We start from the raw sequence: 21,022 nt of genomic DNA, 5'->3' as shown, positions 1-21,022 counted from the left end.
CGGCCCGACCAGTGCTACGCGCCGCATGTAGCGGCCATGCTCACCGCGACCTCGAGTCCCGCAAGACCACGGGATCGTTCGTCCTGGTGATCTGAACAAGAAAACAAGGAGACAAGCCATGCATATCGAACCGTTGACATGCGCCATAGGTGCCGAGCTCGTAAACGTGAACCTGGCAGACGCCGTGCACGACGATGGCCTGTTCGCCGAGATCAGGGCCGCGCTGCTCAGGCACAAGGTGCTGTTCCTGCGCGACCAGGACATCACGCGCGATGAGCATGTGGGCTTCGCGCGCCGCTTCGGCGAACTCGAGGACCACCCCGTGGCCGGCAGCGACCCGGATCACCCGGGCCTGGTGCGCATCTACAAGTCGCCGGACGCCCCCAACGACCGCTACGAGAACGGCTGGCACTGCGACGCCACGTGGCGCGAGTCGCCGCCAATGGGCTGCGTGCTGCGCTGCGTGGAATGCCCGCCGGTGGGCGGAGACACCATGTGGGCCAATATGGCGCTGGCCTACGACAAGCTGCCCGAGCAGGTCAAGATCCAGATCGCTGGCCTGCGTGCGCGGCACAGCATCGAAGCCACGTTCGGTGCGGCCATGCCGATCGAGAAGCGCCTGGCACTCAAGGCCCAGTACCCGGATGCCGAACATCCCGTGGTGCGCACCCATCCCGAGACCGGCGAGAAGGTGCTGTTCGTCAACGGCTTCGCCACCCATTTCTCGAACTTCCACACGTCGGCCAACGTGCGCTACGGCCAGGACTTCACGCAAGGCGGATCGGCGCTGCTGCAGTACCTGATCGGCCAGGCCTTGATCCCCGAGTACCAGGTGCGCTGGCGCTGGAAGCCGAACAGCATCGCCATCTGGGACAACCGCTCGACGCAGCACTACGCCGTGATGGACTACCCGCCCTGCCATCGCAAGATGGAGCGCGCCGGCATCGTCGGCGACAAGGTGTTCTGACTCTCACTCCCGCCAACCCTATCGCCTTTCTTCCTTTCCCACCCAGGAGACACGCCATGAACTTTCTCGACGGACACCTGTTCCCCGAAAACCAGCAGCCGCTCATCATCACGGCAGCACCCTACGCGCCGTCCTATGTCCCTTCTGATTTTCCCGAGGACATCCCGGTGACGATGGAAGCGCAGATCCGGAAGGCGGTGGACTGCTACAACGCGGGCGCCACGGTGCTGCACCTGCACGTGCGCGAACTCGACGGCCGCGGCTCCAAGCGGCTGTCCAAATTCAACGAGCTGGTCGCCGGCGTGCGCAAGGCCGTGCCCGAGATGATCATCCAGGTGGGTGGTTCGATCTCCTTCGCGCCGGAGACCGATGGCGCCGCCGCCAAGTGGCTATCCGACGATACGCGCCACATGCTCGCCGATCTCGATCCCAAGCCCGACCAGGTCACGGTGACCGTGAACACCTCGCAGATGAATGTGCTGGAGCACTTCGATTACGAAGACCTGCGCGGCACGTCGATGGAAGATCCGGCCACCTTTCAGGCGTACAAGGAAATGACGGTGCCCTCGCAGCCTGGCTGGGTCGAGGAGCACATCCGCCGCCTGTCGGCCGCCGGCATCCAAAGCGCTTTCCAGTGCTACAACATCAACAGCTTCGAGTCGGTCGAGCGCCTGATGCGCAGGGGCATCTACAAAGGCCCGCTGGTCATGAACTGGGTGGCTATCAGCGGCGGCATGGACGCGCCCAACATCTACAACATGGCCAACATTGTGCGCGCCGTGCCCGATGGCGCCGTGCTGACGGTGGAAAGCTCCGTGCTCAACGTGCTGCCGATCAACATGATGGGCATCGCCATGGGCCTGCATGTGCGCTGCGGCATCGAGGACAACCTCTGGAACCAGCAGCGCACCAGGAAGTTCAGCACGGTCCAGCAGATCGAGCAACTGGTGCGCATTTCACGCGAGTTCGGCCGTCCGATCGCCACTGCGCAGCAGGCGCGCGAGATTTCCAAGATCGGCGTGTTCTACGACACCGTGGAGGAGTCCCTGGCGGCCAACGGCTTCGCGCCAAACCGCATCGGTCGCCAGCAGGGCCACCTGCGCAAGATCGCCTGAGCGTCGCCACGCCCTGGCCAACAACGACAACGACAACAACTACAACTACAACTACAACGAGGAGACAAGGATGAAGCAAGCAACCAGGTACCGCCAGCGCGCGACGCTTCTCGGGGTCGCCATCGCCCTGTGCGCGGCGCCTCTGGCGGCAAACGCATGGTCGCAAAAGCCGGTCAGGGTCGTGGTGCCGGCGCCCGCCGGCGGCACGATGGACGTCGTGGCGCGGGTGCTGTCCGAGGCCATCTCGACCGAGATCGGCCAACCGGTGATCGTCGACAACAAGCCGGGCGCCGGTGGCGCCATCGGTGTGCAGGGACTGAATCTCGCGCCACCGGATGGCCAGACGATCATGGTCATTGCAAGCAACATCCTGACCGAAATTCCGCTGGTGATGAAGACGGGTTTCGATCCGGTCAAGGACGTGAAGCCGGTGACGATGGTGGCCCGCTCCGCCATGGTCCTGGTGGCAACGCCGACGGTGCCGGCCAAGGACCTGAAAGGGTTGATCGGCTACCTCAAGACCGCCAAGGGTGGCCAGGGAAGCTATGCGTCCTACACCGCGGGAACCAGCTCGCACTACGCAGGCGCCATCTTCGCCAGCAAGTCCGGGCTGGACCTGCAGCACGTGCCCTTCCCGGGCTCGCCACCCGCGCTGCAGAACGTGATGGGCGGCCAGGTCGACATCATGTTCGACGGTGCCGTGACCTCGCTGCCCCTGATCAAGGCAGGCAAGCTCAAGGCCTTCGGTGTCGGGACCACGATGCGGCTGGCGCAACTGCCCGATGTGCCAACGATGGCGGAGCAGGGCTTCCCCGAGATCATCGATTTCTCGAACTGGGTGGGCGTCATCGTATCGTCCAAGGTGCCCGACGACATCGTGAACAGGATCAATGCCGTGGTCACCAAGGTAGCCTCGACGCCAAAAGTACGCGAGAAGCTGATGGGGCTCAGCTTCTCTCCGATGGTCAGCGAAAACCCCGAAGCGCTGGCCAGAATGACGCATGCCGAGTACGAGCGCAACGCGCAGATCGTCAAGGCGTACAACATCAAGTTCAACCAGTGAGCGATCGGGCCTGGCCATGCCCCGGCGCGTTGACGCATTCAGTGCCTGGCCTGGCCACGAACCCATCGCCTGACTGTCAGCGACCAACTGAGTCGGCCGCGTGGGACCCCTCGGAACATACACAGGAATACAAACATGTCAAAAGCCATTCGCTTCTATGAAACCGGCGGCCCGGAAGTGCTGAAGTGCGGGGACGTCGAGGTCGGCGAGCCCGGCCCCGGCGAGGCCCGCGTGCGCCACAGCTACATCGCGCTGAACTTCATCGATATCTATTTCCGCACCGGCCGCTACCCGCTGGCGCTGCCCAACGGGCTGGGCTCCGACGCGGTCGGTGTGGTCGAGGCCGTGGGTTCCGGCGTGACGGACATCCGCGTGGGTGACCGCGTCGGCTACCTGATCGGGCCGCAGGGCGCTTACTCCCAGGTGCGCGTGATGCCGGCGGCGGTGCTGATCCCGCTGCCCGATGGCATCTCCGACCGCACCGCCGCCACGCTGATGATGAAGGGCATGACGGCGCAATACCTGTTCCGTCAGGTCTACCCGCTCCAGGGTGGCGAGACCATCCTCTACCACGCGGCTGCGGGTGGCGTGGGGCTGATCGCATGCCAGTGGGCGCGGGCGATGGGCGTCACCATGATCGGAACCGTGAGTACCGACGAGAAAGCCGCGATCGCCAAGGCCAACGGCTGTGCGCACACCGTCGTGACCTCGCGCGAGAACATCGTGCAGCGCGTCAAGGAGATCACCGACGGCAAGGGTGTTCCGGTGGTCTATGACTCGGTGGGCAAGGACACGCTGGAAGCCTCACTGGACTGCCTGCAGCCGCGGGGCTCGCTGATCAGCAACGGCACCTCGTCGGGAGCCGTGATTGTCGACTCCCAGATGCTGGCCGCGAAGGGATCGATCTGGTTCACGCGGCCCGCCATGATGCACTATATCCAGCCGCGCGCACACATGCTGGACATGGCCAGGGAATTGTTCGACCACGTGCTGGCCGGCCGCATCGTGAGCGAACCCCAGCAGACCTTTGCCCTGGCCGATGCCGCCGACGCGCACCGGGCGCTCGAGTCCCGCAAGACAGTAGGGTCCACCGTCCTGGTGCCCTGACAGAGGCATTGTCACGTTGCCGAAGCGATCGCCCGAGATGGCGTGATGAAGACGATATCGCTTTGTCACCGCCATCTCGGCGCTTGCATGCGCAAACGCCGCAGATCGGATTGTCCCGATATTGACTCTTGAGGGAAGTCCGTGCGGACAGAATCGGCCTTGAACGGTCGCTCCTTTTAGCTCCCCAATCCAGGTCGATCGGAGCCGATCCTTGGCATTCGCCATTACGCCCGTCTATCTTGCGCGCTTCCAGGTTACCGTCGCGGAGCCGCCCCCGGACGCTTGCGCAGTCATGTATTGAAGATCGTCTCGGCTGAGCGCGACCACGGAGCGCTTCTGTTCGGTTGCGTCCCAGTTTGGAAAGGTCGATTTATCGATATTGAGAGTGAGGCTCTTGCCTTCCGGATTTAAGGCGTAGGTGCCGAAGAGGGCAACGCTCTTGCCGATTACCGCCTTGTTTTCCTCTAGCGAACCAGCAGCGCGATTACCGGAGGCAAATTTTGGCAGATCCGCCCCAATGATGGTTAGCATAAACCGGCCTTGGGCATCCAGAATCATCATCCCTTTCGCCCCTGGACCGAACTGATCGATCTTCTTTCCGTCCTTATCGAGAACTGATGAGACAAGCGTCCACGTTCCGACTATATCGTAGGCTTCTTGAGCAAACACGCCGGTCGCTGGGAGCGCAGCGCCCAGACATATCGCCACCATCGGAGAGTACTTCCCAAGGATGCTGTTCATTCGACTCCTCCAAGGTCAAAGGATGAATCGTTCCCGGCGCGTCCCCGGATGTCTGTCAGCTGGCGTACATTGGAACTGCGGTTCTCTGCCAAGCATAGGTGATGGCTCGCCTTGGCAGAAAGGTGGTTTTTGCATCGGCACAGCGCTAACTGCCGGCGAGCGGCGACTCCAGGGCGGCGCAAACGGTTAGGGATACTTGCCGTCCTGAAATCAGCTTTGGTACTCTTCGCCCCATTGCAGCTAATGGATCGGAACTTTCTCCCGTCACATTTCGAATTGAAGCAGGGTGGTCGCGGGCTAGCCGCTAACAAGAAGTTTTGAAGAAGGCCGGCGTCTGCTTGTGCGCCTAATGCCGACCTCATTTTGGGCGATGGCCGCCGCCTCACAGCGGAGGCCATCGGTGGCTAATGTTTGCGGCTGCTCGAATGCACCTTTCCGTGCCGGTCACCCGTGCGCATTTCGCTGCGGTCCTCAGCGCGCGATCGGCCCTTGTCCCGGTCACCCGCATTTGGGCCATTGCTATTGATCAGGCCACGGCTACTGATCTGACTGCCCGAGCGGCCACCGAAATCACCGCCGGCTCGAGCCGCCCCGCCCATGCCGCCGCCATGCTGCGCGTGAGCGGCTACCGAGGTCGCCGCCAGGATGGAAGTTGCGATCAGGGAAAACAAGCGGATCTTGTTCATGCGATTCTCCTACGTCCGAAGTTGCTCAGGAAAACGCCGCGTGCTCAGCAACGCCCTTTCTTTGCCTGCCCGGGTGGGCAGAAGCCGGGACCCGGCCCCGAGTCGACGACCACTCCGGCCGGGACAACAACGGCCGCGCCGGGTGTGTAGACGGCGCAGCCGGCCATGAGCGTGGCGGTCAGCACGGCTCCGAATAGGAATTTCATCTGTTGCTACTCTCTTATTGGGTTTGAGTGTCGGCGCGGCAGTGGCACCCGCACGTCAGAATGCGAAGTTCTGGGACACGCCTGTTGTGGTCACGGTGACTGGCTGAGTGATGACCGACCCGCTGGCACTCGTAGCCTGGATACTGTACTTGCCTGCCACAGTGCCATCCTGCGTGAGCAGGATCCCCCCAGCCGGCAGCGGGGTCTGGTATGTGCCAACCGCAGGTCCAGCCAGCGGCAATGCCGGCTGCGTCAGGAACAAGCTGTAGGCCCCCGAATCCGACGCCGCCGCGGTGGCGGCAATCTCGAAGGTACCGCCGCCAGTTTGCTGCAAGGCACGGACGGTTCCCGCCGCAGTGATGGGGGTGATCGTACCGGAGACTCTGCCAAACGTTGAGGCCGGCAGGTTGAGCGGTGCAGCAGCCGTCGCGACGACAGTGCTGCTGCGTGCCACGACCGGCACGCCTCGCACGATGCCGGTGCCGCGCCCGGTGGCCGAGGTCGGCACAACCACAACGTCCACATTGCCGGCGGTACTGCTCTGCTCGATCGGCGACAGCGTGAAGTTGCCGCTGGCGTCAGCCACGGTCGCCTTGACCACGACGCCGTTGCGTTCAGCAAATACCTGGGCGCCTGGCGCGGAGGCCACCACACCGGCGACAGTGCCGCTCACCACCGTTGGTAAAGCGGTAACCACCGGCTTGAGCCCATAGGTTTTGTTGCCGCGTGTGACGATCGACTTGCAAGCATCGAAGTCCAGCACCAGATCGGTCAACGTATCAGGGGCCACGGTGAAGGGGCGGTTGATCTTGATGCCGGTCTGGACGGCGCTGGGTGTGTCGAGCGCTTGCTCGGCAGCGCCAGTGGGTACCACCGAATTGGCAAGCGCGCCGGCGCCATTGGCCACGAGCACCAGGCGGATCTGCTGGTAAGTGCCGGCCGGAAGCGGAGTCTGACCGAGGGTGGTGAGTACGCCATTTGTAAGCGATAGCAGATCAATTCGCCGTGCCGGGCTCACAGTGACGTCGACCCAGCCGGTGCCGTTGATGTCCGCGTTGGGATCTGTGTGGACCCGAACTTTGTCAACCGTGACAAAGACATGATCAAAGCCACAGGCGGGTGCATCGGTCATCGACACACTCAAGGTGCCTGCACTGTTGCTGGTGGTGCTGTTCGATGAGCCGTCGCCGCCCCCGCCGCAGGCGGCAAGAGCGAGTGCACTGCTCAATGCAAGCAGTCGCAATGGCGATGAGACGATTGTTGTCGCGTTCATGATATGTCCCCTCGTAAATCTCTTGGCGTGCCGAGCATAGTTTGGATCGCTCTGTCTCGTTGTAAAACTTTGTTAATGTCCGGCTGACGCGAGAACGAATTACAACAGGCGCCAGACAACCAAGCAATGCTATGTCTTAAATCAAATGCGCGTCCCAGAAATCGCCCTGCCAGGCACAGCCAGATTCGGCGCTTCATGGTCGCGATCGAATCGATCGAGCCGGTGAATAACCTTGATTACGATCCGGTCAGCCTGCGCCGGACGAAGACAATATGCTCGCGCAGTACGTAGAACTGGTCGGCGTAGGCGAGTGGCATCTTCATCTTGTTCACCGCCTCCTCGATCTGGTCGAGGCGCGCGGCCAGCTCCGTCTTCTCCTCGTCGGTGGGGTTCACCAGCGCGACGCGCTCGATTTCTATCAAGGCGCCGTACCAGCGATAGATGCGGGATTTGACGCGCCAGCTGTACAGCGACGGCACCAGCCGGAAGGCCGGAATCAGGATCACGATAATGGGCACCAGCACCACCAGGGCGCGGTCAAGCAGGCTCGCCAGCCAGAACGGGAGATGCCGGTAGAGGAAGCCCTTGCCCGATGCGTAGTAGCGGGTGGCATCGTCGCTCAGCGGGAACTCATGCGCGGTCGCGGAGGGAAACTGTCCGGCATTCTGCATCAGGCCGGCCTTGCCATGGACCTCGCGCGCGGCTTCGATCAGCAGGTCGGACAGCGCGGGGTGCAGGGTGTCGCGCGCCACCAGTTCCACCGTCGGGCTGATCAGACGGATGGGATGCGCCGGCAGGTTCTTGCCGAGGTCGAACACGCCGGTGGGCAGCACCAGCTTCTGCAGGTAAAGGAAGCGCCGGGTATACGCATCGGCCTGCGCGAAATCCAGCAGCCGGATTCCTGGCGTGCGGAACAGCTTGCGCATGGTCGGGCCCGTGGCGGAATCGCCGGTGAGCATGGCCACGTCGATCTCGCCGTCGACCAGCGCTTGCGCGGCGTCGTCGCCATCGTATGCGATGAGGCTGGCGCTGCCGCCAGGCTCGATGCCGTTTGCCTTGAGCAAGGCCAGGGCCAGCACGCGGGCGCCGCTGCCTTCGCGGCCGATGGCGATGCGCGACTTGCGGAAGTCGGACAGCTTGTGCATTTCCTTGCCACGGTACAGCACGGAGATCGGGGCATAGAACACGCCGCCCAGCGAGACCAGTCCCTCCTTGTCCACCTCGCTGGAGATGCCGCTCTGCACCAGTGCCAGGTCGACTGCCTGCTTGCCGTCGGACAGCCGCCGCACATTGTCCAGCGAGCCCTCGGAGGCCAGCACATTCAAGGTGATGCCATTGCGCGCAAGGATCTTTGCATACTTCTCGGCCGCGTCATGGAAGGAACTGCCCTTGGGGCCTGCGCTGATGGAGATGGTATTCGGCGGCGCCGGCTGCACCAGCCAGACCGCCAGCCACAGCGCCGCCAGGCTGAATACAAGCGCGGGACCAAAGGACACGGCCAGGTCGCGCCAGGAAATCGCGACAAAACGGGCGCGCAAGCGGTGGATATCGGGGAGTGCAGTGGTTGTCTTGGGTCTTTCTGGCGTGGGGTCGGGCGTCATCGGCACGATTGCGGAAGGGTAGAGCGGCTGGATGATAGCACCCGCGCGAGGCCGTATTTTTCCATGCGGGGTGGCCGGGCGGCGGTGCTGCCGAGCGCGAAGTGCTGGTAACGCCCCTGCTGGGTTGTCTGCCGGTCACATCCGGAACGTGATTCGGACTGTCCGGTCCAGCCACTCTCCTGCATAGTGAATCCGCGTGTCAGGGCTGTGGGTTGGCCCCGCCGTCAGACCACCTATTGCATCCATCCATTCCTCAGTGAGTAATCGCGCTCCCGGCTATCGCCCGTGCGATCGGGGGTGTACATCTGTCCGCGATCGCCGGCAGGCGCGACGCCGCAGACGGACAGGCCGTGGCGGCCGTTCCGGGGCATCAACAAGGGTGGCGGAACATAAATCAGGCAAGCCGTTGGTGCTGAGCAATCATCGCGCCGTCCAGGGCCGCGCGTCGCTACGCTACTGGACAAGGCGCGGAACCGGTCCGGACGGCACCGTGTTCCTAAACGCTGACACCGCCCAATTCACTGACCATGAGCCGCACGGAATCCCTGGTCCCCTTGGAGCAGCTTGCGACCAGCAGCATTTCTCCCTGCGCAAGCTGTGCGCGTTGCCGGGCGACCTTGCCTCGCTGGATGTGTCCGCCAAGCTTTCCCCCCAGCCACCACCCGGCCAGGGCGCCAAAGGCGCCGCCAGCCAGGCAGGCCAGCGCGCTGGCGAACGTACCGGCCGAGGTGCCAAAGTGCAAAGTGGCAAAGACTGCCAGCACGGCGCCGCATAAAGCGCCTGCTATTGCCCACTCGTTGCGATACGTGGTTTGTCGGGTCTCGGCATTAGGCAAGCCCTGCATGGGCTGGCCGTCACGCTGGATGAACCAGGGCCCTCCGATATGCACGGGGGAAACGGGCAACTCTCGCATCCTCGATTGAATGCTTCTTGCGGCAGCGATGTCGCTGAGCCGGAAATACAGGATGCTACGCATGATGTCACCTCGCTATCGTTGCGTTGCTCGGGCCGGGAGCCGGGGGAAGAGAGCTGGCTGCGCATGATGGCGTTTGCCTTGGCTCCCCGAGGCCAGGCCCAGACTCCGGCCAGCCTTCGTTGAGCGCGCCGGCGCCGCGACAGAACCAGAATGACATCAATTTGCCGCAACGTCGGTACGGTGGCGGACACGAAAACAGGCGGCAAGCCGCATGGCGTGCCCGGCGCGATGAGCCCGTTTTCGCCAGTCACGATGGCGCATGACGAAAAAAATGCCCTCGGCCCGAAGGCGAGGGCAAAAAGTGGTAACGCTTCAGCGCAGCTTGCTTTCGCCGCCGTCGCTGGTCGGCTGCTTGACCCTTTGTAATAGTTTGCAGCCGCGTCTACTGCCAGGCAGTTTTCTGCTCTTCGGTGATCTTTGCCACTCGCTCCGCGTTGCCCAGAATCATCAGGGTGCTGTCATCCATTAGCGACGACGGTTCTACGAGTTCGAGTACGGGGATATCCGGAAACAATATCCCGACAAGCTCCCTGAGGAGCTTGTGCGATTCGAGTGGCCCGAAGCGATAGACGGCTCTCCCGTCGATTTCCGCGAAATACCATCCACCGATCATGTCGGGATAGACGATCACACTGTGACCATTGCGTGGGGCTTGCATGAGCCCTCCAAAAAACGTTCGCCAATAAGTGGCTTAACTGCCACTACCTACCGTGCGTCTCAAGGGGGAGGCTTACGGTGACCGCGGTAGAACACGCACTGCACATCAGTCCTGTGGCCGTGTGATGTATGCTTCGCGGCGCGGTGATGATCGGTTGCCGGTCTTTCTCTTGACCGCTGAACCCTGCTGTCTGGTGAATCCACACCGCCCCGACAATAGGCGATCGCCCGGGGCAAGTCGGTACGCTAACGTGCAAGTGTGTTGGAATTTCTTTCCACCCTCGGGCGGGCGGGCCCTGAATTGAAGGGGCTTCGGAATGGGCGTCGCGCGGCTGGCTTACACTATGGCTCAGAGCGCGGTCCTGACCAGCAATTTGCCGGTCGCAAGCCCTGCAGGAGGCAGATCCTGAATTCCAGAGGGCAGACGCATGCAGAAGCAGGAAAATCCCAAGGCAAATCATCTGTTGGCGGTGCTGCCCGAAGCGGAATGGGCTCGCCTGACGCCACAACTGGTGCCAGTCGACTTGCCGCTGGGGCAGGTTATCTACGAGTCGGGCGACCGGCTCGAGCATGTGTATTTTCCAACCACGTCGATTATCTCGCTGCTTTATGTGATGGAGAACGGCGCGTCCGCCGAGATCGCCATCGTCGGTAACGAAGGGATAGTCGGGATCGCCCTGTTCATGGGGGGCGAAACCACCCCAAGCCGCGCGATCGTGCAAAGCGCCGGTAGGGCCTATCGGTTGAGCAGCGTTGCGATGAAGGAAGAATTCAATCGGGCCGGCCCCATGCAGCGGCTTCTGCTGCGCTATACGCAGGCCCTGATCACGCAAATGGCGCAGACCGCCGTCTGCAACCGGCATCATTCCATTGAGCAGCAGCTTTGCCGCTGGCTGTTGCTGAGCATGGACCGCTTGCCAACCAACGAACTCCGGATGACGCAGGAACTGATCGCCAATATGCTCGGCGTGCGAAGGTCCGGGGTGACGGAGGCGGCGCTGAAACTGCAGAATGCCGGCCTGATTCGCTACCGGCACGGGCATATCGAAGTCCTTGATCGGCCAGGGCTGGAGCAGCGCGTGTGCGAGTGCTATGCCGTGGTGAAGCGGGAGTGCGATCGCCTGTTGCCCGACCTGCGGGCGATCTAGACGCTGCACGGCGGATGGCGTCCAGCCCGGGCAGGACGCTGATCGTGGGCGGACAAGCGCTGCCGCGCGACGCTCCCGATGAACTATGCTGAATACTTGCCCTGCATCGTGAAGGAGACCGACGTGCGCAAGTTCCTTTCCATTCTCGCCGCGCTTGTCCTGCTAGGCACAAGCAGCCTGGCGCTGGCCCACAATTGCCCGAACGAGATGAAGGCGATCGACGCCAAGCTGGCCACCAAGCCCGCGCTATCGCCGGAAGACGCCGCCAAGGTAGCCAAGCTGCGCGCCGACGGCGAGGCCTATCACAAGGCCGGCAAGCATGATGAGTCGATGAAGTCGCTCGGCGAGGCCAAGAAGATCCTTGGCATCTGACCGCATGCGCTGAAGGCCCGAAGCCGAACAGTGCAGGGTGGCATCGATTGCCGCCCTGCAGCGTTTTTTTGCTGGCGCCTCGGCCGGGGCCAGGACAGGGCTTAGTTCAGTGCGATTTTCCTGCCGGATCACCCAGGATGGATATCAGCTCCGGCACCGTGGGCTGCGCCCGCTCGCTGCGGCTGGCGCGCTCGTAAGTATCCCGGACTGCCTCTGCCGTTGCGCTTGCCGCGCCCAGTTCCCGCGCCATGGTCGTGTAGTAGCCCATGTCCTTGAGCGCATTGGCGATCGAAAAACGGAAGCCCGAGTCGTCCCGCGACTCGATGTAGGGGCGCAGGCGGTTCAGGATGACGCCGTCGCCGCCGCCCTTGGCGAGCACTTCCACCAGCACGGCCGGGTCCACGCCGGAGCGCCCGGCACAGGCGGCGGCTTCGGCCAGCACCGCGGAAAAGCCCAGCGATACATAGTTGTGCAGCAGCTTTAGCCGGTGGCCTGAGCCGGCCGGCCCGGCGTAGACAATGTTCTCGGCGAAGCAGGCCAGCAGTGGCCGGCATTCGTCGAACAGCGCGCGGTCGCCGCCGACGATCAGGTTGAGGCGGCCTTCGGCGGCTTCCTTTGGTGTGCGCGTCATGGGGGCATCGAGGAAGCGCCCGCCGGCCTCAGCCACCGCGGCGGCAATGCGCTCGGTGGAGGAGGGGATGGCGGTGGAGCAGTCGATCACCACGGCGCCCGGGCGCAGGCCGGCGATCACGCCATCCGGGCGGAACAGCACGTCTTCCACTTCCGGCGTGCCGGTGACACACAGGATCACGACCTCCACCGCGCGCGCCAGCGCGGCCGGGCTGGCAGCCGTGGTGGCGCCGGCAGCCAGCAGGTTGTCCAGCGGCTGGTTGCCGGGATGGTCCAGCAGCACCATCGGATGGCCGTGCCTTGCGATATTGGTGGCGATGCCATGGCCCATCATGCCGATGCCGATCATGCCGATTGTCTTCATGCTGTCTCCGTTCTTGTGCCGGGTATTGCGGCGCGCTTGCCGGGGCCGCCGGCGCAGATGTCTTTGATTTCCAGGTAGTCGCCGGCGCGGGAAGGCCTGACCGGCGGGGGCGCCAAAGCGCGCCGCAGCGCCCGGGAAGCCGCCAAGCGCGATGGCCGTGGCAGATCGTATCACCGAGTTGCCCGCAAGCCGGATCCGCAAGGGCACCTACCCCATCGATGCGCGCCTGCCCATCGAGAAATTCATGACCGAGAAATACGGCTTGAGCGGTACGGTGGTGCGCTAGGCCATGTGCCATCCAGGCGCGCGACCCTGACGGCGCGCGCAAGGCGGCCTCATGGCATAGGAAGAATACGGTAGAGCGTATCGGGCAAGCGGGCCAGGGCTTCCGGGCCGGCAATGGCCGGATAGCCGCGCAGCGCCTGGCGCGGGGCGGTCTGGGCAAAGTACTGCGCCCGACGTCGGCACGCCGGTGAGGCACCGCAGGTCGGCCAGCGACTCACCGCTGGCCGGCGGATGCGTCAGGCAGGTGGCGGCGCGAAGGCCGCGGATTGCCCTGGCTTGCGCAGCATCTTGTCTACCTCGCCCGCATGCAGTTCTTCGATCTGGATCATCTGGCGCGCGAACTCCTCCAGCGCCACCGAGCGGTCTTCCACCAGCGCCAGCAACTCGCGATACAGCTTGAGGGCGGCGTTCTCCGCCTCCAGCGATTCGCGCAGCATGGCCGCGGTATCGAAGGTATGGCTGTCGAGCAGCTTGCCGATGGCCAGCGACGGATAGGCGCCGAGCGTGGTGATCCATTCCCCGGCCTGCTGCGCATGCAGCAGCGATTCGTCGGCCTGCTCGCGCAGCCAGGAAACGATCGGGATGCGGCCAAAGCCGAACACCAGCAGCGAGTAATGGGTGTAGCGGACCACCCCGGCAAGCTCGGCTTCGAGGATCCGGTTGAGCACGCTTACCACCTTGTCTTTTTCCATTTCAGCCATGGCAGGTCCTTCCCGTCGTGTCGGCATTGCGATGCTGCGCTGCTATTGCCGGGTTGCGATCATCATGGAATCCGGCCCGCTGAGCGGCTCCACGCGCGCCTGCGCAAAACCCACCTGCCGGGCCCATGCGCAGCACTGCGCGCCGGTGTAATCGAAGCCGCCCGGCGTTTCGATCAGCATGTTCAGGCTCATCAGCAAACCGAAGGCATTTTGCCGGCGCGCATCGTCGATCATGGCGTCGTAGACAATCAGGCGCCCACCGGCCGGCAGTGCCGAGTAGCACTTCTCCAGCAGGTAAAGCTTCTGTTCGATATCCCAGTCGTGGAGGATGTGGCCCATGATCAGTACATCCGCTTGCGGGCAAGGGTCCGTGAAGAAATCGCCGGGGTAAAAGCGCAGGCGGTCCTGCAGGCCGTGCGTGGCGACATATTCCTGGAACACCGGGCCGACCGCCGGCAGGTCGAAGCCGCCGCCGCGCAGGTGCGGGTGGGCCAGTGCGATCTGCACCGGAAGCGCGCCCTGCGCGGCGCCGATGTCGACAAAGGTCTGGCATTCCGCCCACGGGAATTTGCGCGCCATGGCCTGGGCGGCGGCCAGGCTGACGCCGGTCATGGCTTGCAGGAATCCGCGCAGGCTCTGCTCGTCGCGATAGATGGCCGCGAAGAGGTCTCCCTCTTCGGCTGCCTCGCTTTGCGGGCGGCCGGAGCGCAGCGAGTCGGTGAGCGACGCCCAGCTTGGGTACAGCCGCGCATTGGCCATTTCCAGCAAGCCGCCCACGTAGGTGGGCTTGGCCTTGTCGAGGAACAGCCCGGCGTCGGGCGTGTTGCGGTAGAGATTGCCGGTCTTGCCGTCTTCGCGTTCGAGTGCGTGCAACGCCACCAGCGCGTCGAGAAAATCCACCGCGCCACGCGGATGCAGGCCAAGCACGGCGCTCAGCGCCGCCGCGTCCTGCGGTGCCTTTGCCAGTTGCGTGAACACGCCAAGCTCCACCGCGCTCAGGAGTGTCTTGGCGGCCCAGAAGCCCATGCCGAGTTGCAACAGCCGGTCCGGCGTCAGGTCCGGCACTTGCCAGGGGCTGGCGGCAGTTGCGTCGCGGGCGGCATCTTTTCCGTTCTGCATAAGTCACCTCATCACCGCCACCGGCTGACATCCGGGCGCCTGGGCGTGGGGAAGGATGCTGGTAACTCTAGATGTCGGAAGAGGCGAAATCCAGCGATTCCGGCGGCCGGCGGCGATCAGGCAGGTGTGCAGGCCCCGGGTCCAGCGCTTGCCGATGCGTGCCGCGCCGGGGCAGGCAGGCGCGGCGCACAGCAGGACGGGGAGAGCACCAGTGCACGCCAGTGCGCCCCATAGCTTACGGTGCCGCCCGTACCCTGCGGATCATATTGTTCGGGAACTCCACCACGTACACATTGCCGTTCGCGTCGACCGCGACACCTAGCGGTGAATTGAAGGCCGCGGTGGCACCGGGACCATCGACCGAACCCGCGACTCCCGGGGAACCTGCCAGTGTCGTCACCACCCCCGCGGGCGTGACAAGGCGGATCGTGTTGCTTCCGAACTCGGCAACGTAGACATTGCCGGCAGCATCGACCGCCACAGAGTACGGACTGGAGAACGAGGCGGCAGTCCCAGTGCCATCGGCCGAGCCCGGCATTGTGCTTCCGGCCAGCGTCGACGCAACGTGATTACCGCGAACCAGGCCGCGCAAACCGGCAAGCCCGCCGCTCGGCGGCATCCGCCACCGCACGAAGCGCAATGTCAGCGCGAAGCCCTGGCGCGTGACGGCCGGCTGCGGATGGCTTCTTCAAGCGTATCGGCAAGCGCGCGCGTCCGGCGTTCCGCCAGTTGTTGAGCGGTGGCTTCTCCCGCCTGCGCGGGCTGTGCTGACAACGCCGGCAGCGTGCCGGTGCCCGCCTCGTTCGAGATATTTGCGCGTCGGGCTGCAGCGATATCTGCGTTCGGATTCTGGAACATAAGCGTCAGGGTCAAAGGCGGGTATTACGGTATTGCGGTATAGGCAGATCCGCATGTAGCGGGCTGGCCGCATTGTGCACCCGCGCGACGCGCGAACGATCCCCCGTGTCGGGGTAATCGCGAAAGACTATTGATTTGGCCTTAGTGTGCTAAGGGGCACTTCTTGTGCCCCCGCAAGGCCTCGCCATTGGCGGCTCGGCGCGCTCAGTCCGTGGAGCGGGGCAGAAAGCGCCAACCCGCGGGTTCCAGCGCGAAAGCGAATCCGGTGACGCGCTTTTCCGGTGCGCCGCCAACCGAAATCATGGCGTCGCAGCCAAGATTGCCGCTGTCGCGGCTCAGGCCGCAGTGGTTCAGTTGCTTGACCACCAGCGATTCGGCCATCGAAGTCAGTTCCGCGGCATGCTCGCCGGCCGGATTCTTCTTCAGTTCCGCACGGGCGAATTCGCGCATCGCGGCGGTGGCCTGGGCGGCATCGGGCCCGTTCACGTCGGGCGTTTCACGCCGCACCAGCACCCACGGCTCGGGGTTGTCGCGAAAGGCCAGTGCGCGATAGCCGTCGCGCAGGCCGGCCTGGACGCCTACGATGCAAACGATCTCGCCGGCGCTGGCCGGCAGGCAGCCCTTGACCGCATGGGCCTTGATCGAGGCGACCAGCGAGGCCACAACCGGTGAGCGGGCGCGTTCGGCGGCGGCCGGATCGGTCTGTTCCAAATGCTTGATACGCTCGGCTTCGAACTGCTGGATGGCGGCGGTGACCTGGGCCGGCGTGGGGGCCGCCGGGGTTGCCAGCGCGCTAGCGCATGCCAGGGAGAGCGACAGCGACGCGAATAGGGTGAGGCGCATGAACAGGAGGAGAGGGCCTTGATTGAGAAGGCCGCGAGTTTAGCATCTGGGTTGCTGGCATGAGCAGCAAGGGGCGCTTGGATCCGCCTTCCGCCGTTGGTGCCGGACTTCGCGCCCTGTCCGCGCATGAAGAAACCCGCCGGGTGGCGGGCGGGGAGGCCTTTGCGAGCCTTCCGTGTTGCGAGAGCGCTAACCAGTCTTCTTCTGGTGATGGACGATGCGGTCCCACCAGTAGTGGAAGGGATGGGCGTGTTCCGGATAGAGCAGGGATTTGTGGAAAAAGCCGGCGCGAATAATGAAAGCGTAGAGCAGGACGATTGCCCCGAGGAAGAGCATATAGGTTGTCATGGCGGCTCCTTTGAGGTGGCCATGATTCATTGTAGGCCTGTCGGGTTTGACGAGTGGCGGCGAACGCATCAATGACCGACCCGGCGTGCGCCCTGCGGCCGCGGGCCGCAGGCGCGCAAGCAAGCGGTAAGAATTTCAAGCAGGCGGTGCGTCGTACACACGAAGGGTGTCGGCATCGCCGGTCAGGGCATGCACGAGCCGCACCACTTCGTCGGGGTGGCAGGGCTTGGGGCAGTAGCGCACCGTGGCATTGGCAATCGCGGGTTCCGGCCTTGCGCTGGTCGAGATCACGACAGGCGTAGCACTGAGCGCTTGCTCGCCCAGCAGCAGATGGCACAACAGCGCGCCGTCGGCGTGCGGCATGACCCAGTCGGTCACCACCACGCTGGGATGCACGCGTTGCGCGAGGGCAAAGGCGCTGAGCCCGTCGGACGCCTTTTCCACGGCATAGCCTTCTTGCTCAAGCGCGCAGGCCAGGGCGTCCGCTACGCCAGGTTCGTCGTCAACTACGAGAATGGTATGCACGCGACTCTGCACGGGATCTGCCTATGATGGAGGCGGGCTTCGAGCCTGAAGCGCGCTCAGGTGATCCGGATGCACGCAAGGGCCGGGCCAGTAGGAATATAAAGGGGGCCGCGCCTGCATGGCCGTGCTGGTGCGTTCTCGTCATCGAGCGCGTCTGCGCCTGTGGCGTCCGCGGCATCCATGTTGCACGCCGCAGCGGACTCATCGGCGGCGTGCCTGCCATCCTGCTCACCCACGGCTCCAGGGGCCGGGAACTGCCTATGCCACTCATCGAAAGCGATATCCCAGCCCGCCTGGACCGCCTGCCGTGGTCGCGCTGGCACTGGCGGGTGGCGACCGCGCTAGGGGTGGCGTGGGTGCTGGACGGGCTGGAAGTCACGCTGGTGGGCTCGCTGGGCGGCGTGCTGGAGCGCCCGGACGGGCTGGGCCTGGATGCGTCGCAGGTGGGATGGCTTGGATCTCTGTATGTGGGCGGGGCGGTGCTGGGCGCGCTGGTGTTCGGCCGGCTCGCCGATCGCCTGGGCCGCAAGACTTTGTTCCTGGTGACGCTTGCCGTGTACATGGCCGCGACCCTGGCCACCGCTTTCTCCACCGGTTTTGTCTTCTTCGCGGTGTGCCGTTTCCTGACGGGCGTTGGCATAGGCGGGGAGTACGCGGCCATCAACTCGGCGATCGACGAACTGATCCCGGCCCGCCTGCGCGGACGAGTCAATCTCGCCATCAACGGCAGCTTCTGGGTTGGCGCGGCGCTCGGTGCGGGGCTGAGCCTGATCTTGCTGGACCCGCGCGTGCTGGGCCCGGCGCTGGGCTGGCGCGCCGCGTTCCTGCTCGGCGCGGTGCTGGCGGTGGCCATCCTGATGGTGCGCCGGGATGTGCCGGAAAGCCCGCGCTGGCTGCTTTCGCACGGGCGTGGCGAGGAAGCCGGCCATATCCTCACCGCGATCGAGGCGCAGGTGACCGCGCAGTACGGGACGCTGCCACCGGCAACCGGCACGGTTACGTTTTCCCGGTGCGGCGCGGCGACCCTGGGCGAGGTTGCGCATGTGCTGTTAAAGCGCTACCGGCTGCGCAGCGCGGTGGCCCTGGCGCTGATGATTTCGCAGGCGTTTTTCTATAACGCCATCTTCTTCACCTATGCATTGGTACTGACGCGGTTTCACGGCGTGCCTGACAACCGCGTAGGGTTGTACATCTTCCCCTTCGCGCTGGGCAACGTGCTCGGTCCGCTGCTGTTGGGGCCGCTGTTCGATCACGTGGGACGGCGCCGCATGATCGGGCTTACCTATGTGCTGTCAGGCGTGGGCCTGGGGTTGACCGGATGGGCCTTCGTGCAGGGCTGGCTCGATGCGCGCAGCCAGGCGCTGTGCTGGTCGGCCGTGTTTTTCCTGGCGTCCGCCGCGGCCAGTTCTGCCTACCTGACGGTTAGCGAGGTCTTTCCGCTGGAGACGCGCGCGCTGGCCATTTCCGTCTTCTATGCTGTGGGGACGGGCAGCGGGGGATTTATCGGGCCTTTGCTGTTCGGCGCACTGATCGAAACCGGCAGTCGCGCGGCGGTGGCCGGCGGCTATGGCATTGGTGCGGCGATGGTGATTGGCGCGGGCCTGTTCGCCTTGCGCTATGCCGTCAGCGCGGAACAGCGGCCACTGGAGGACATTGCGCCACCGCTGTCGGCGCGCAAACAGTGAATGCCGCCAGCGCTAACGCCGCATCCTTGCGTGTTTTGTAAGGCCGGCATGTAAGGCGTGCATTGAATCGGGGAGATTCGCGCTGGTCCCGGCCACGCGGCGTGGCACGGTTTGCGCGCCATGCTGCATGCCTGCCATGGCCTCGGGCGGGCGCTTGTCGGATGTTGTCGAACTGGCACGTGTCTCGCTTGCACAAGGCAGGCGTTCAGCTTTGCACAACAGGCTGTCCCATTTTCAATCCAGCGCCTCAGGGCGTCCAAGGAGATATTCATGAAACATCATCTTGCCAGGAACCTGCTGCTGGCCAGCGCCGCTGTCGTGGCTTTCTCGGCCCAGGCGCAACCCGCGCCCGGCGCGCGCGACCCGTACAGCCAGGGTGCGGCGACGAATACCGGGACCGGCCTCACCGATCCCTATGCGGGCGGTGCGCGCAGCCCCGACAGGTTCGATCCCTACACGCAAGGCGCAAACCAGTCGACGCGCCAGGATTTCGCCGTGGCGCAACCGGAGCCCGAAGTAGGTTCAGCCGCCTATATGGACCGGTCGCGCTGGCTCGGCCCGAGCCTCGGTACGCGCCTCGGCATGCGCAGCCCCTTCCTGGATGGCGCCTGAACGCCAGGTTGATTCCCTTGGCGCTCGCCTCGCTGTCCCCTTTCGCGGGAGTGTTTCACGTTGTCTAGGATGCCGAGACCGTATCCTTCCGGCGGAATGCTGCCTGCGCGGTGGCGATCAGCCTGCCCTGGCTATCCGTGATCTCGGCGTTGGAGAAGAACACCCGCCGCCCGCCGCCCACGCGCCTGCCCACCACTAGCAGCGGTTCCACGTGCGCGGAGGAGACATAGTTGACGTTCAGCGAGATGGTCGTGGCGGCGCGGCGCACGCCGTTCTCCGGGAACAAGCCGGCGTAGCCCCCCGCCGCGTCCAGCAGCGTGGCCAGGATGCCGCCTTGTACCACGCCCGTATTGTTGACGTGCGCGGCCTGCGGCACCAGCGACATCCGTACCAGGTCCGGCTGCCACGCTTCGATGACGACATCCAGGGATTCGAGAAAGGGATTTTCCAGCGCGTAGGGCTGGCTTGCGGGGGTGTTGTCAGGCATGGCTACCGGGCCGGTGGCGATAAGTTGGAATGGCCGTAATGATAGCCCCGCATTCGTGGCTGGCATCCTTCACGGGTTCTTCGTATCATCGAAAGGCTAGGTTCGCTGCTCCGGAGTGAAGGGGAAGTAGAAACAGCGTTGCATACCCTCACCCCTAAGCTAAGGAGACCGCGATGCGCAGGTATCCACAGTCCCTGGCCAGCATGCTGAGCGTGGCGCTCGCCTTGGCCGGGGCGCTTGGCCCGCCCGCAGTGGTGCAGGCCGCGCCCACCGCCGATGCCAGGATCGTCGTCGAGGCCACCAACGGCCAGCTCAAGGCGCTCAAGGGCAAGGTCTTCGACAAGGCCTGCAATGAATCCGTGGATTACGACGCCACCGTGATCGACCTGAACGGCGACGGCCAGCCGGAGGTGTTCACCAACCTCTACGGCACTTGCGTGGGCGGCATGGCCGGGGTCTTCATGCAGTTGTACATCAAGGATGCCAACGGACAGTGGAAGCCGCAGTTCGGCTTTCCGGGGCAGCCGGAGGCGTTGAAGTCGAAGAATCTCGGCTTTCCCGACATCGCGGTGGGCGGTCCGGGCACTTGCTTCCCGGTCTGGCGCTGGAACGGCAAGGAGTATGCGCCGTACAAGAAATGCCGGTAGCCATGG

General features: G+C 64.3%; 25 protein-coding genes. 11 read left to right on the top strand and 14 right to left on the bottom strand.

The window, feature by feature from the left end; genetic code table 11:
- Window positions 1-118: 118 nt before the first annotated feature.
- The 4 genes from AC1DS6_RS19775 to AC1DS6_RS19760 all read left to right on the top strand — a co-directional run bounded on the left by AC1DS6_RS19775 (window position 119) and on the right by AC1DS6_RS19760 (window position 4,252).
- The gene (locus AC1DS6_RS19775; RefSeq protein ID WP_441626728.1) at window positions 119-967 is read left to right on the top strand and encodes a TauD/TfdA dioxygenase family protein; all 849 of its coding nucleotides are present in this window, start codon (window positions 119-121) and stop codon (window positions 965-967) included.
- A gap of 56 nt (window positions 968-1,023) precedes the next feature.
- The gene (locus AC1DS6_RS19770; RefSeq protein ID WP_477102964.1) at window positions 1,024-2,082 is read left to right on the top strand and encodes a beta-keto acid cleavage family enzyme; all 1,059 of its coding nucleotides are present in this window, start codon (window positions 1,024-1,026) and stop codon (window positions 2,080-2,082) included.
- A gap of 70 nt (window positions 2,083-2,152) precedes the next feature.
- Entirely contained in the window at window positions 2,153-3,145 is a 993-nt protein-coding gene (locus tag AC1DS6_RS19765) for a Bug family tripartite tricarboxylate transporter substrate binding protein (RefSeq protein ID WP_441626724.1), read from the top strand.
- A gap of 135 nt (window positions 3,146-3,280) precedes the next feature.
- Window positions 3,281-4,252, top strand: a complete 972-nt coding sequence (locus AC1DS6_RS19760) for a quinone oxidoreductase family protein (RefSeq protein WP_477102963.1) — start codon at window positions 3,281-3,283, stop codon at window positions 4,250-4,252.
- A 234-nt stretch (window positions 4,253-4,486) separates the two neighbouring features.
- On the opposite strand, the gene AC1DS6_RS19755 is transcribed toward AC1DS6_RS19760, so the two are convergent.
- From AC1DS6_RS19755 to AC1DS6_RS19735, 5 genes are all read right to left on the bottom strand, one after another.
- Window positions 4,487-4,993 carry a lipocalin-like domain-containing protein gene (locus AC1DS6_RS19755; protein WP_441626721.1) on the bottom strand — a complete coding sequence of 169 codons (507 nt, stop codon included), beginning with the start codon at window positions 4,991-4,993 and terminating at the stop codon, window positions 4,487-4,489.
- A 404-nt stretch (window positions 4,994-5,397) separates the two neighbouring features.
- Complete coding sequence (locus AC1DS6_RS19750) at window positions 5,398-5,679, bottom strand: hypothetical protein (RefSeq protein WP_441626720.1); 282 nt, start codon at window positions 5,677-5,679, stop codon at window positions 5,398-5,400.
- Window positions 5,680-5,940: 261 nt separating this feature from the next.
- The gene (locus AC1DS6_RS19745) at window positions 5,941-7,158 is read right to left on the bottom strand and encodes a DUF4382 domain-containing protein (RefSeq protein WP_441626718.1); all 1,218 of its coding nucleotides are present in this window, start codon (window positions 7,156-7,158) and stop codon (window positions 5,941-5,943) included.
- 236 nt (window positions 7,159-7,394) lie between these two features.
- Complete coding sequence (locus tag AC1DS6_RS19740; RefSeq protein ID WP_477102962.1) at window positions 7,395-8,759, bottom strand: TAXI family TRAP transporter solute-binding subunit; 1,365 nt, start codon at window positions 8,757-8,759, stop codon at window positions 7,395-7,397.
- A gap of 496 nt (window positions 8,760-9,255) precedes the next feature.
- On the bottom strand, window positions 9,256-9,735 hold the full coding sequence (locus AC1DS6_RS19735) for a hypothetical protein (RefSeq protein ID WP_477102961.1): 480 nt from the start codon (window positions 9,733-9,735) through the stop codon (window positions 9,256-9,258).
- 150 nt (window positions 9,736-9,885) lie between these two features.
- Between AC1DS6_RS19735 and AC1DS6_RS19730 the strand changes: the two genes are divergently transcribed.
- A complete protein-coding gene (locus AC1DS6_RS19730; protein ID WP_477102960.1) occupies window positions 9,886-10,101 on the top strand; it encodes a hypothetical protein in 216 nt (71 codons plus the stop codon).
- Between the two features lie 16 nt (window positions 10,102-10,117).
- Here AC1DS6_RS19730 and AC1DS6_RS19725 read toward each other — a convergent pair whose 3' ends face one another.
- Window positions 10,118-10,393, bottom strand: a complete 276-nt coding sequence (locus AC1DS6_RS19725; RefSeq protein ID WP_441626710.1) for a hypothetical protein — start codon at window positions 10,391-10,393, stop codon at window positions 10,118-10,120.
- Window positions 10,394-10,820: 427 nt separating this feature from the next.
- Between AC1DS6_RS19725 and AC1DS6_RS19720 the strand changes: the two genes are divergently transcribed.
- On the top strand, window positions 10,821-11,540 hold the full coding sequence (locus tag AC1DS6_RS19720; protein ID WP_477102959.1) for a Crp/Fnr family transcriptional regulator: 720 nt from the start codon (window positions 10,821-10,823) through the stop codon (window positions 11,538-11,540).
- 78 nt (window positions 11,541-11,618) lie between these two features.
- On the top strand, window positions 11,619-11,912 hold the full coding sequence (locus AC1DS6_RS19715) for a hypothetical protein (protein ID WP_441626706.1): 294 nt from the start codon (window positions 11,619-11,621) through the stop codon (window positions 11,910-11,912).
- Window positions 11,913-12,018: 106 nt separating this feature from the next.
- On the opposite strand, the gene AC1DS6_RS19710 is transcribed toward AC1DS6_RS19715, so the two are convergent.
- Complete coding sequence (locus AC1DS6_RS19710; protein ID WP_477102958.1) at window positions 12,019-12,906, bottom strand: NAD(P)-dependent oxidoreductase; 888 nt, start codon at window positions 12,904-12,906, stop codon at window positions 12,019-12,021.
- A 157-nt stretch (window positions 12,907-13,063) separates the two neighbouring features.
- On the opposite strand from AC1DS6_RS19710, the gene AC1DS6_RS19705 reads away from it, so the two are divergent.
- Window positions 13,064-13,192, top strand: coding sequence for a hypothetical protein (locus AC1DS6_RS19705; protein ID WP_441626702.1), 129 nt, complete (start codon window positions 13,064-13,066; stop codon window positions 13,190-13,192).
- Between the two features lie 235 nt (window positions 13,193-13,427).
- Here AC1DS6_RS19705 and AC1DS6_RS19700 read toward each other — a convergent pair whose 3' ends face one another.
- The 6 genes from AC1DS6_RS19700 to AC1DS6_RS19675 form a co-directional block, all read right to left on the bottom strand.
- Window positions 13,428-13,892, bottom strand: a complete 465-nt coding sequence (locus AC1DS6_RS19700; protein WP_035873659.1) for a ferritin-like domain-containing protein — start codon at window positions 13,890-13,892, stop codon at window positions 13,428-13,430.
- Window positions 13,893-13,934: 42 nt separating this feature from the next.
- Window positions 13,935-15,011, bottom strand: coding sequence for a methyltransferase (locus AC1DS6_RS19695; protein ID WP_477102957.1), 1,077 nt, complete (start codon window positions 15,009-15,011; stop codon window positions 13,935-13,937).
- A 235-nt stretch (window positions 15,012-15,246) separates the two neighbouring features.
- Entirely contained in the window at window positions 15,247-15,642 is a 396-nt protein-coding gene (locus tag AC1DS6_RS19690) for a hypothetical protein (protein ID WP_477102975.1), read from the bottom strand.
- Window positions 15,643-16,073: 431 nt separating this feature from the next.
- The gene (locus AC1DS6_RS19685; protein WP_441626694.1) at window positions 16,074-16,712 is read right to left on the bottom strand and encodes a hypothetical protein; all 639 of its coding nucleotides are present in this window, start codon (window positions 16,710-16,712) and stop codon (window positions 16,074-16,076) included.
- Window positions 16,713-16,901: 189 nt separating this feature from the next.
- Window positions 16,902-17,060: a hypothetical protein gene (locus tag AC1DS6_RS19680; protein ID WP_160172310.1), complete on the bottom strand. Its 159-nt coding sequence runs from the start codon at window positions 17,058-17,060 to the stop codon at window positions 16,902-16,904.
- 135 nt (window positions 17,061-17,195) lie between these two features.
- Window positions 17,196-17,585 (bottom strand): response regulator transcription factor, encoded by a 390-nt coding sequence (locus tag AC1DS6_RS19675; protein WP_477102956.1) that lies wholly within the window; start codon window positions 17,583-17,585, stop codon window positions 17,196-17,198.
- Between the two features lie 260 nt (window positions 17,586-17,845).
- Here AC1DS6_RS19675 and AC1DS6_RS19670 point away from each other — a divergent pair, with 260 nt between their 5' ends.
- Both AC1DS6_RS19670 and AC1DS6_RS19665 read left to right on the top strand, forming a co-directional pair.
- On the top strand, window positions 17,846-19,270 hold the full coding sequence (locus tag AC1DS6_RS19670) for an MFS transporter (RefSeq protein WP_477102955.1): 1,425 nt from the start codon (window positions 17,846-17,848) through the stop codon (window positions 19,268-19,270).
- Between the two features lie 270 nt (window positions 19,271-19,540).
- Complete coding sequence (locus AC1DS6_RS19665; RefSeq protein ID WP_477102954.1) at window positions 19,541-19,882, top strand: endonuclease; 342 nt, start codon at window positions 19,541-19,543, stop codon at window positions 19,880-19,882.
- 64 nt (window positions 19,883-19,946) lie between these two features.
- Here the strand turns inward: AC1DS6_RS19665 and AC1DS6_RS19660 are convergent, their stop codons facing one another.
- On the bottom strand, window positions 19,947-20,369 hold the full coding sequence (locus AC1DS6_RS19660; RefSeq protein ID WP_441626686.1) for a PaaI family thioesterase: 423 nt from the start codon (window positions 20,367-20,369) through the stop codon (window positions 19,947-19,949).
- 173 nt (window positions 20,370-20,542) lie between these two features.
- Here AC1DS6_RS19660 and AC1DS6_RS19655 point away from each other — a divergent pair, with 173 nt between their 5' ends.
- Window positions 20,543-21,016 carry a hypothetical protein gene (locus AC1DS6_RS19655; protein ID WP_477102953.1) on the top strand — a complete coding sequence of 158 codons (474 nt, stop codon included), beginning with the start codon at window positions 20,543-20,545 and terminating at the stop codon, window positions 21,014-21,016.
- The last annotated feature ends 6 nt before the right edge of the window (window positions 21,017-21,022 follow it).

Source organism: Cupriavidus sp. 05L310, assembly GCF_056398185.1.
The sequence above is the reverse complement of the archived record's forward strand: the minus strand, read 5'-3'. Positions and strand labels throughout refer to the sequence as shown.

What these genes read in the sequence shown, in the direction of transcription:
- AC1DS6_RS19775 (WP_441626728.1), top strand. Translation starts at nt 119, where the DNA reads ATGCATATCGAACCGTTGACATGCGCCATAGGTGCCGAGCTCGTAAAC.
- AC1DS6_RS19770 (WP_477102964.1), top strand. Translation starts at nt 1,024, where the DNA reads ATGAACTTTCTCGACGGACACCTGTTCCCCGAAAACCAGCAGCCGCTC.
- AC1DS6_RS19765 (WP_441626724.1), top strand. Translation starts at nt 2,153, where the DNA reads ATGAAGCAAGCAACCAGGTACCGCCAGCGCGCGACGCTTCTCGGGGTC.
- AC1DS6_RS19760 (WP_477102963.1), top strand. Translation starts at nt 3,281, where the DNA reads ATGTCAAAAGCCATTCGCTTCTATGAAACCGGCGGCCCGGAAGTGCTG.
- AC1DS6_RS19755 (WP_441626721.1), bottom strand. Translation starts at nt 4,993, where the DNA reads ATGAACAGCATCCTTGGGAAGTACTCTCCGATGGTGGCGATATGTCTG.
- AC1DS6_RS19750 (WP_441626720.1), bottom strand. Translation starts at nt 5,679, where the DNA reads ATGAACAAGATCCGCTTGTTTTCCCTGATCGCAACTTCCATCCTGGCG.
- AC1DS6_RS19745 (WP_441626718.1), bottom strand. Translation starts at nt 7,158, where the DNA reads ATGAACGCGACAACAATCGTCTCATCGCCATTGCGACTGCTTGCATTG.
- AC1DS6_RS19740 (WP_477102962.1), bottom strand. Translation starts at nt 8,759, where the DNA reads ATGACGCCCGACCCCACGCCAGAAAGACCCAAGACAACCACTGCACTC.
- AC1DS6_RS19735 (WP_477102961.1), bottom strand. Translation starts at nt 9,735, where the DNA reads ATGCGTAGCATCCTGTATTTCCGGCTCAGCGACATCGCTGCCGCAAGA.
- AC1DS6_RS19730 (WP_477102960.1), top strand. Translation starts at nt 9,886, where the DNA reads ATGACATCAATTTGCCGCAACGTCGGTACGGTGGCGGACACGAAAACA.
- AC1DS6_RS19725 (WP_441626710.1), bottom strand. Translation starts at nt 10,393, where the DNA reads ATGCAAGCCCCACGCAATGGTCACAGTGTGATCGTCTATCCCGACATG.
- AC1DS6_RS19720 (WP_477102959.1), top strand. Translation starts at nt 10,821, where the DNA reads ATGCAGAAGCAGGAAAATCCCAAGGCAAATCATCTGTTGGCGGTGCTG.
- AC1DS6_RS19715 (WP_441626706.1), top strand. Translation starts at nt 11,619, where the DNA reads ATGAACTATGCTGAATACTTGCCCTGCATCGTGAAGGAGACCGACGTG.
- AC1DS6_RS19710 (WP_477102958.1), bottom strand. Translation starts at nt 12,906, where the DNA reads ATGAAGACAATCGGCATGATCGGCATCGGCATGATGGGCCATGGCATC.
- AC1DS6_RS19700 (WP_035873659.1), bottom strand. Translation starts at nt 13,892, where the DNA reads ATGGCTGAAATGGAAAAAGACAAGGTGGTAAGCGTGCTCAACCGGATC.
- AC1DS6_RS19695 (WP_477102957.1), bottom strand. Translation starts at nt 15,011, where the DNA reads ATGCAGAACGGAAAAGATGCCGCCCGCGACGCAACTGCCGCCAGCCCC.
- AC1DS6_RS19685 (WP_441626694.1), bottom strand. Translation starts at nt 16,712, where the DNA reads ATGCGCCTCACCCTATTCGCGTCGCTGTCGCTCTCCCTGGCATGCGCT.
- AC1DS6_RS19680 (WP_160172310.1), bottom strand. Translation starts at nt 17,060, where the DNA reads ATGACAACCTATATGCTCTTCCTCGGGGCAATCGTCCTGCTCTACGCT.
- AC1DS6_RS19670 (WP_477102955.1), top strand. Translation starts at nt 17,846, where the DNA reads ATGCCACTCATCGAAAGCGATATCCCAGCCCGCCTGGACCGCCTGCCG.
- AC1DS6_RS19665 (WP_477102954.1), top strand. Translation starts at nt 19,541, where the DNA reads ATGAAACATCATCTTGCCAGGAACCTGCTGCTGGCCAGCGCCGCTGTC.
- AC1DS6_RS19660 (WP_441626686.1), bottom strand. Translation starts at nt 20,369, where the DNA reads ATGCCTGACAACACCCCCGCAAGCCAGCCCTACGCGCTGGAAAATCCC.
- AC1DS6_RS19655 (WP_477102953.1), top strand. Translation starts at nt 20,543, where the DNA reads ATGCGCAGGTATCCACAGTCCCTGGCCAGCATGCTGAGCGTGGCGCTC.